This window comes from Candidatus Borrarchaeum sp., from assembly GCF_019058535.1.
GTDB classification, from domain to species: Archaea; Asgardarchaeota; Sifarchaeia; order Borrarchaeales; family Borrarchaeaceae; genus Borrarchaeum; species Borrarchaeum weybense.
Map to the genome: position 1 here is coordinate 1 of NZ_JAHPYX010000201.1, position 9,299 is coordinate 9,299.

7 protein-coding genes are annotated in these 9,299 nt (G+C 37.8%); 4 read left to right on the forward strand and 3 right to left on the reverse strand.

Annotated features, from left to right (window positions below; translation table 11 throughout):
• Window positions 1-76: 76 nt before the first annotated feature.
• Complete coding sequence (locus QVB70_RS12350; RefSeq protein WP_287586690.1) at window positions 77-1,114, reverse strand: site-2 protease family protein; 1,038 nt, start codon at window positions 1,112-1,114, stop codon at window positions 77-79.
• Between the two features lie 112 nt (window positions 1,115-1,226).
• Window positions 1,227-2,147 (reverse strand): class II fructose-1,6-bisphosphate aldolase, encoded by a 921-nt coding sequence (gene fba / locus QVB70_RS12355; RefSeq protein ID WP_287586692.1) that lies wholly within the window; start codon window positions 2,145-2,147, stop codon window positions 1,227-1,229.
• A 464-nt stretch (window positions 2,148-2,611) separates the two neighbouring features.
• On the opposite strand from fba, the gene QVB70_RS12360 reads away from it, so the two are divergent.
• Window positions 2,612-5,068, forward strand: a complete 2,457-nt coding sequence (locus QVB70_RS12360; RefSeq protein ID WP_287586695.1) for a plasma-membrane proton-efflux P-type ATPase — start codon at window positions 2,612-2,614, stop codon at window positions 5,066-5,068.
• A gap of 200 nt (window positions 5,069-5,268) precedes the next feature.
• On the opposite strand, the gene QVB70_RS12365 is transcribed toward QVB70_RS12360, so the two are convergent.
• Complete coding sequence (locus QVB70_RS12365; protein ID WP_287586697.1) at window positions 5,269-6,141, reverse strand: TrmB family transcriptional regulator; 873 nt, start codon at window positions 6,139-6,141, stop codon at window positions 5,269-5,271.
• Window positions 6,142-6,500: 359 nt separating this feature from the next.
• Here QVB70_RS12365 and QVB70_RS12370 point away from each other — a divergent pair, with 359 nt between their 5' ends.
• The 3 genes from QVB70_RS12370 to QVB70_RS12380 form a co-directional block, all read left to right on the forward strand.
• Complete coding sequence (locus tag QVB70_RS12370; RefSeq protein WP_287586700.1) at window positions 6,501-7,655, forward strand: DUF1116 domain-containing protein; 1,155 nt, start codon at window positions 6,501-6,503, stop codon at window positions 7,653-7,655.
• A 215-nt stretch (window positions 7,656-7,870) separates the two neighbouring features.
• Window positions 7,871-8,443 (forward strand): hypothetical protein, encoded by a 573-nt coding sequence (locus QVB70_RS12375; protein WP_287586702.1) that lies wholly within the window; start codon window positions 7,871-7,873, stop codon window positions 8,441-8,443.
• A gap of 642 nt (window positions 8,444-9,085) precedes the next feature.
• Window positions 9,086-9,299 (forward strand): hypothetical protein (locus QVB70_RS12380; protein ID WP_287586704.1); only part of this gene is annotated, 214 nt, incomplete at its 3' end.

The following is a 9,299-nucleotide window of genomic DNA, read 5'->3' on the forward strand; positions in this document are numbered from 1 at the left end:
AGGAATAGCAATCTTCTCCTATCAAGTAGATCATTCAATGATCCAAGTAAATATAAGGAACCCATTCTCTTAGCAGTTACTGATGAGATTTCGCCTTTTCATATGCAGAAGATAAACTTTTGTCTGTTATTACTCCTATAACTTGGTTAGGATTGTCTTGTTCGACCACTGGCATCATATCTATATTTTCCTTAGTCATCTTCTTATAAATTTCTAAGATTGAATCGTTTGGAAAAACTGTGATTAGTCTTAAAGGCAATTGACTAATTTTTATGGAGTCTCTTTGCTCCGGAAGTATTTGTAAGATATCATTCCATGCAATAATTCCCATAAAATTTCCATCTTTTTCAACTAGAGCATCATGATATTTTGCGCGAAACATGACTTCTAGAGCTTCATTAAGGCTATTCTCGGGCGTTACGGTTGCGATCTCTAAGCTCATTATATCTTTGGCGCTTACTTTAGACTCAGTGATGGATCTTATAGGCCTTTCTCTCTCTTCTGTGGCGCCTACATAAATAAACACACCAATAAGTATGAGCCACCAATCTACTAGAACCCCCACTCCAATCATAATAAGTGCCAGAAGTCTTCCAATCCATGAGGTGTACTTTGTAGCATCAGACAATCCCCTTTTTTCCGCCAGATATGCTCTGAGAACCCTACCTCCATCCATTGGAAATGCAGGGATTAAGTTGAAAGCACCTAGAAGAACGTTTAATAATGCTAGATCGTAAAAAAGCCTTCTAGTTGTTGTAAAAGGAGCTTTTATCGGGATAATCAAGTCTAATGCGAAAAGACAAAGACCGAATACAAAACTAGCTAAAGGACCTGCTATGGACAGACGCCATTCAAGATTTGGTTTATCAGCAACAGATTCGATTTGAGATGCGCCACCTATCGGGTAGAGAATGATCTTCTGAACTTCAATATTGTAATGCTTTGCAACCAGAGAATGGCTTAACTCATGTAAAGTCACGAAAACAAACAGAAAGATTACTAGAATGAAATAATATCGTGAGAACACTAATACTACAAGCAATAATATTATGAAAGTTATATGAAGTTCGATCGGAATTCCGAATACTGAACCAATTTTAAAAGAATACTTCAAACACCACACCGCTGTAAATAATTGTTGTTATGGTGCAACACCATTTCTTTATTTTTAGGACTTTTTACGCCTCTAATTTCAATTGATACTGCTTTCAGTCTGGTTTTTTATTCTAGTCAGCCTTAAATGCGCTCCCGAATAATTGCATTTTACCCTTAACAATCTCTTTCATAGCTTCTTTCGCTGGACCTAGAATCTTTCTTGGATCAAATTCTTTTGGTAAAGTAACTAAAATCTCACGAACTGTGGATGTAAAAGCTAGTCTTAGATCTGTATCGATATTTATTTTCTGTATTCCTAAGGATATAGCTTTTTTGATATCTTCATCGGGGATTCCTTTAGCCTCACTTATTGCTGCTCCGTATTTCACGGCTTTTTCAACTAGTCGTGATGGAACTCCAGATGCTCCATGCAAAACAAGTGGAATTTTGACCATTTTTCTAATTGTCTTGAGTCGTTTAAAATCTAATCTTGGCTTCGCTTTAAATTTATAAGCGCCATGTGAGGTTCCAATCGCAACAGCGAGGATGTCCACACCGGTTCGTTCGACAAACTCCTTAGCGGCACTTGGGTCGGTTAATATTGCATCCTTTTCTTCAACCGTTGTCTCTTCTATGCCAGCAAGTCTGCCAAGTTCAGCCTCAACTGATATACTTTTTGGTTGAGCTAATTCCACAACATGTTTTGTCAATGAAATATTCTCTTCAAAATTTAGATGAGAACCATCTATCATAACAGAAGTAAAACCAATATCAATACATTTTGACACCGTTTCTACATCTGGTCCATGATCTAGATGTAGAGACATTGGTATTGAAGTGGATTTTTCCGCAGTTTTAACTATGGCTGTTAGATATTCTAAACCAGCATATTTGATAGAGGAAGACGTTATTGCAATAATGACTGGTGATTTTTCCTCCACAGCGGCTTCAGTGATAGCCAATAAAGATTCTAGATTGCTTATATTGAAATGGCCAACAGCATATCCCTTAGCCATAGCCTCAGATAAAATTTCCTTATTTGTGAGAAGCATATCTTCTTTCCTTCTAACGCATTCTAAAATCTATAGTAGGACAATGCAAATTAAATCTCTCAAATTAACTCATTTACGTGTAATGACTACAAAGAGACGGTTTTTTCATTATAAGTTCCTTACAAGATTTGAATTTTATATTTTTGTGACTGTCGTGTAACAGTAACAAATCAAAAAATTGTGAAAACCTAAATCAATAAAAATATCTTTGGCATTTGACAATTCAATCCATGAAATCAACGCATACAAAATGCATTTTAAGCTATATATTCATTAAAGTACACATATGAAAGATCTACCTAAAGTCACTCTTGTTACTGTTACATAACAGTCACACACGTTTAATAATCAAAGCTTCTGCAAAATACGGATAAGTTAATTATGGTACGTAATTAACACAAAATTTCACCTTAATAACAAGAACTTGATCTTTTTACCAGAAAAGAAATAGAGGACTTAATGTTATGAGCTCAGAGGATGTAATAATTAAAACAGAAGAGGCAAAAAAGAATTCAATAAAAGAATTGTTAAAAAAACTTTCCTCAAGTGAAACGGGTCTTTCTACCTTGGAGGCAGAACAACGACTTTCACAATACGGTCCTAACGAAATCCCCGAAAAGAAAGTAAATCCGATTCTCAAATTTTTAAGTTATTTCTGGGGACCGATTCCTTGGATGATCGAGGCCGCCATTATCTTATCGGCAATCATTCAACACTGGGAGGATTTCTGGATCATTTTTGCATTGTTGATGTTAAACGCGGTAGTTGGATTTTGGCAGGAGCACAAGGCAGATAATGCCATTGAATTATTAAAAAAGAAACTAGCACAGTCAGCGCGCGTGCTTCGTGACGGCAAATACATTAAAAAATCTGCCAAAGAACTAGTGCCGGGAGATGTGGTGCGTGTTCGCCTAGGAGATATTGTTCCAGCCGACGTTAAACTTATGGATGGCGACTATCTGCTAACAGATGAATCTGCATTAACTGGAGAATCTATGCCCGTCGAAAAACATACTTCTGATATTGCCTATTCTGGTTCTATTATCCGCCAAGGGGAAATGACTGCATTAGTAGCCGTTACTGGTACGAACACATATTTTGGCGAGACTACAAAATTAGTGGAGGAAGCAAAGACCCAGAGTCATTTCCAGAAGGCTGTTATCAAAATCGGTGATTATCTGATTGCACTTGCTCTTGGACTAGTGATGATCATTTTTGTTGTTTCGCTTTTCCGTCAGCAAAGCATACTGCAAACTCTTCAGTTTGCATTAGTTCTAACCGTTGCTGGAATACCTGTGGCGCTACCAGCGGTCCTCTCAGTCACACTGGCAATAGGAGCAATATCCCTTGCGAAAAAGGAGGCTATTGTCAGTAAGCTTGTTGCCATTGAAGAAATAGCAGGCATGGATATCTTATGCTCAGATAAGACAGGTACTATCACTAAAAATGAGATATCCGTTGCCGAAGTGAAATTTCTCACAGGATTCACAGAGAATGACGTAATTCTTTTTGGAACTTTAGCGTCAAGAGAGGAAAATCAAGATCCTATTGATGACGCAATTATTTCCAAAATCAAAACCATGGATGCGATTAATGAGTCTCTTACTGACTACAAGGTGACAGTTTTTAAACCATTTGATCCGGTTGCAAAGCGCACCGAAGCCGCCATAGAGACTGCTGACGGCAGTCATTTCAAAGTATCGAAAGGGGCACCCCAGGTTATCCTAGCACTCTCGTTATATGAAGAGGCAATATCTAACGAAGTTAATAAAACTGTCAACGCCTTTGCTGCCAAGGGATATCGCGCACTTGCTGTAGCCAAAACTATAGGCGATCAGGATAATTGGCAATTTGTCGGACTGTTCGCCCTTTACGATCCACCTCGTGAAGATTCTGCGGAAACCATCAAGATCGCACAAACTATGGGCGTCAACGTCAAAATGATTACTGGAGATCATACCGCTGTGGCCAAAGAGATCGCCCATCAGGTCAATCTGGGCACCAATATAATGCCGTCTTCATCTTTCTTGAACAAATCTGACAGGGAAGCCACGCGAATTATTGAAAACGCCGATGGTTTTGCTGAAGTTTTTCCCGAACACAAGTACCATATTGTAGAACTTCTCCAAAACAAAGATCATATTGTTGGCATGACGGGAGATGGTGTTAATGATGCTCCTGCCCTGAAAAAGGCTGATGCGGGAATTGCTGTTGCTGGCGCTACTGATGCTGCGAAATCAGCTGCAGATATTGTTCTCACTAAACCTGGCCTTTCAGTGATCATCGATACTGTAAAAGAAAGCCGCAAGATATTTCAACGAATGAATAATTACTCTATCTACCGCATGACGGAAACGATTCGTGTGTTATTTTTCATTACTCTAGCCATACTTGTTTTTCGATTTTATCCTATTACTGCTATTATGATAGTCTTATTAGCACTACTAAATGATGCACCAATTATGACTATCGCTTATGATAATGTTAAATACTCTGATAAACCAGAGACATGGAATATGCGGACTGTATTAGGCATCGCCACGGTGCTTGGAATTATTGGAGTTGCAGTTTCTTTTGGAATTCTTTACATTGGACTAGAGATCCTACACCTTAGTCATGAAGTACTCCAGTCTTTTATTTATCTGAAGCTTTCCGTAGCAGGTCATTTGACAGTGTTTGTGGCTCGAACAAAGGGTCACTTTTGGTCAGTAAAACCAGCAAAACAAGTGGTTCTAGCAGTTTTGCTTACACAATTTATCGCAACATTAATCACCGTTTACGGAATTTTGCTTCCTGCAATGGGCTGGGCTTTAGCACTTTTTATATGGGGATATGCGCTTGTGTTTTTTGTTATAACAGACTTTATAAAAGTCCAAGTATACAAGTTACTGGATCATGGCGAAATAAAATTTACGCGCTAGAAAAAACTCAAAATTATTTCGGAAGTTTCTTTTTTCTCCACTTCCTTGAGGGGGATCAGTAAAATACCAAAGATTAGAGTTTGCAATACCAATTAATGTCATAAAGAGACAATTAAGTTCTTAATAATAATATCGTTATAAGAAATCCTTTAGTAGTCGATCGAAAGGCAGAACAATTCGCAAATATTCTTCTAGAGATTTTAGGGTTCACTAGTAATTTTTATACGTGTTGGTTCTATTTTGAATGACTTCCAGATTTCTTCAAAATCGTTTTTAAGATGATTAATAAGGCTTTGATTATCAGTCCATAAATCAGGATGGTCCCCTAGATGTCCTTTTCCTGGTTTGGTTGCTAGTATCATTTGCTTACCATCAATTAGCAGGTATTTACTTAGGAGTCTTTCTGGATTACATGTCTTAAATTCTATTCCTACGTTCTTGGCCGTTTCCAAAAATTTAGGAATGAACTCATGTGAATCAGTCATTTCTGTAATTATACGAACTTTTACTCCGCTCTCTACTGCTTTTTTCAGTAGATCATGAAAAGAAGATAAGAATTCGATGATCTTGCTTCTTGAGACGGCCATGTCAATCTCATTTTTCGCAGCATTCAACATTCCGGAAATTTTAGTATATAACACAGCCTTATCTGGTATTAACGCAAAATGGGCTGCGTCCTCATCAAATTCCTGTTTCTGACTACGTGGCTTAATTACTGTCAAAGCTTCCTGTAAATTATTTTTTAATTTACGGATTCTTTTTTTTGCTTTTTCTTGTTCTCGATTGATTACGTCTGAAAGAGCAAACTTAATTGGAAGTACTCTAATCGTCATCGGTGTTCCCATCAATCTTTCTACTAAGCCCATCTCTTCAAGTCTCGGTAAATTTCTATAAACATCCTCTCGACGAACATCTGACAACTTTGAAATAGTATCGACTGAAGCAGCGCCCAATTTAATTATTGCTTCATAAATCTTTGCTTGGTTATTGGTGAGTCCAAAAGCAGTTAACAGTTCAATAATTTCTTCTTTCTCTGAGAATTGCTCTCTTGTTATTCTACTTTTGGAATCCATTTTATTCACTAATCCTGTGTTTTAGGTTATTAATCGTTTAAATATAATAAATTATCTTTCCTTTAATAATTTCTTTTTAGGCAGACTGTGTTAGTTCAACATCCAGAAATCTTTGTTTTATTCCTGTTACTGTTAGTTAACAGTCACATAGATATAAGATTTGATATTCATCATTAATATCTTTGAAATGTGAGTGACTTGAAACCCTAGAAAAACAGAAGGTAGATACTATTAAGGAATGGAACACAATTTTGAGGCGTATTTCAAGTCAAAAAAATATTCGAGATGAGATTTACGCGGCTAACTCAAAAACTCTAGAGATACTAGATAACGGTAAGGCCACGTTAGTGGACTTTGACATGGCAAAAAAGGTTATACCTAACATGAATGATGACATTATTCTTCATTCAGGTCCGCCGATCGATTACAAAGATATGATTGCACCGATGAAGGTAGCTATACAAGGCGGCCTTATCTTCGAAGGAAAGACAAAAACTTTGAAAGATGCAGATAAAATCGCATCAAGCGGGGAGATAATGTTTAAACCTTGCCATGAATATGCAAGCGTCGGGTCCATGGCAGGTATAATAACTCCTTCTATGTATGTCGCAGTCGTGGAGAATTCTGAATATGGAAATAAAGCATTTTGCAATCTTCACGAAGGCCTTGGAACAAATTTAAGATTTGGAGGATATAATGAAGAAGTGATTGGACAGTTTTACTGGATGTTTGATGTCCTTGGCCCCTCACTGAAGAAGGTGGTTAAGAAGATGCCGATAGATTTGATTTCCATAATCAGCCAAGGGTTACTGATGGGAGATGAGTTCCACCTAAGATCTAATGCATCAAATATGTTATTCTTGAAGAGCATAATAGATTATCTGTGGGATACTGATGATGGCACGGCAATTGTTAAGTTTATTAATGATAACGAACAGTTCTTCCTGAACCTTGCAATGTCTGCAAATAAAGTGCTGGCAGATGCTGCAGATGGAATAGAATGCAGCACACTTGTGACGAGAATGACGGGAAATGGTACCGACTTTGGCATAGGAGTGAGCGGATTGGAGGGACAGTGGTTCATCGGTCCTGTAGAAGTGCCTAATGATATGTACTTTAATGGATATAATCAACTAGACGCTGTTGGAGATTTTGGTGATAATTCTATTACGGAGACGCTCGGACTTGGTGGTTATGCATTAGAGGCTGCTCCTAACGTGATAAGGCGTATTGGAAAAAATATGAAAGAAGCCGTGCGTATGACCCTTGATGGCTATAAGGTGTGTGATGGTGTCAACAGTCAATTCTTTATACCATACCTCAAATTCGAAGGCACCCCTTTGGGCATAAACATCATCAAAGTCAATAAAACCGGTCTTGTTCCGAAATCAACTATAGAAATCGTCCATAAAAAAGCTGGTATCGGGCAAATAGGCACCGGAATCTCTTGTGCTCCCATTAAAGCCTTTAGAGACGCATTAAAAGCCTTCGCAATGAAATACGGGATATACTAAAAGAATATGAGTGCTGAAATTTACCAAAGATCTCGTTTAAACATTCTTAGGCTTATTTAGCTTCTGCTTCTAAATATTACCAATATCGTTTCCTTCCATTTTGTTTTTCATAATTAATCCTCTTTGTTACTGTTGTCTAACAGTCACACACGTTTAATAATTAATTCTAGTTTTCTTTTGTTACGGAAAAAAGATGGATAAAAAAGATGGATAAAATGACAAAAAATCGGAAAAAAATACGGCGAGAGATTACCGCAGTTGGCATCATATTCTTAAGCTTTGGACTAATCTTGGTAGCAGTGGGAATGCGCCCAAACTTTAAAATTGTTAAAAATACTGAAACACTACTTTACGTTACAGATTACCCACTTTCAGAGAATTACGTCTATTTTGATACAACATTGAAACCAGGAGATATGGCCTCGGGAACAATTAAAACTTCGAATCCTGTAAACTTCTATATCTTCGACAGTGATCAGTATAACAATTGGCAAACGATTTATTCTTACTCTCCAAATGCGCCTTCGATTTTCACAAGAACCCATTCCAACAATATCGCATTTAGCGTCCAAATTTCGTATGAGGATACTTATTATTTAGTTGTTCACAACTACTATAGTTATTCAGGCTGCGTGATAAGATCTATGTATGTAGAGAGGACATATTTTACAAGGATAGAGCATTTTGATTATTCACTATCAATAGCTGGTTTGCTCACGGTGTTGACTGGTCTTATTATTGCTGCAATTGGATTATCGACGCGCGTAAAAGTTGAAAACAAAGTTTAACATTTTTACACTGGTTATAGTGCCCTCAACAGTTTTATCTGATATTGAAGAGAAACCTCCCTCCGAGAGGGTGGAGCTGAATTGCCATCCGTTTCTCGTGAGGGAAATGTTGTGTTTTCTCCGTAAGACGCCTCCATTCGGTATGAACAAACGGATTTCCGTGTGTTTCACTTACACACAGGATTATTTAACTAACTTAACGGACTATTGGCAAGTGCAGTATCCAAGGTGGTCGGCTTGGCGTGAAGGCGTACTCAAGGTATTTTGTTAGATTCAAACATTACTGTCTCCCTAAAGTTAGGACACCACCTTGTAGGCGAGCTACCTCGTGCTAAAGCCTCAAGGCTTCCTGTTTCTACGACAGACTCGATCTCCCTGACGGGGTTACGGAGGTAGTAACTCCACAGGCTTACCATCCCTACGCCCCGTAGGTACTCATAGGCTCTATGAGCAACAGACTATATACACCCAACGCAATTCATCACCAGGCTGAAGCGGTGATGCTTTCTTGCTTAGCTACCCGTAATCGAACGTTCGTAAATTTGTAAATATTATTAAAATATAAATCAGAGCCTTTTTTTCTGTGACTGTATTTTAACAGTCACAAACCTTTTATAGATAGCTTCCTCATACGTAAGCTTCATGTCTACTATTAAATCACTTTTGGAAATGAAAAAAATCCTGATACTAGTGCTAGCCTTAGCAGTATACATCGTTATTCTAGTCTTTGTTATAGTGCCGTTGCAAGGTGGATTAATTCCTTCTTCTGTGATAAGAAGTGAAGACTTTCAAAACGCAGATCCTCAATATAGAGAAACACTACCTATACAAACAGTTGACTTAAGCTCTTCAGGAC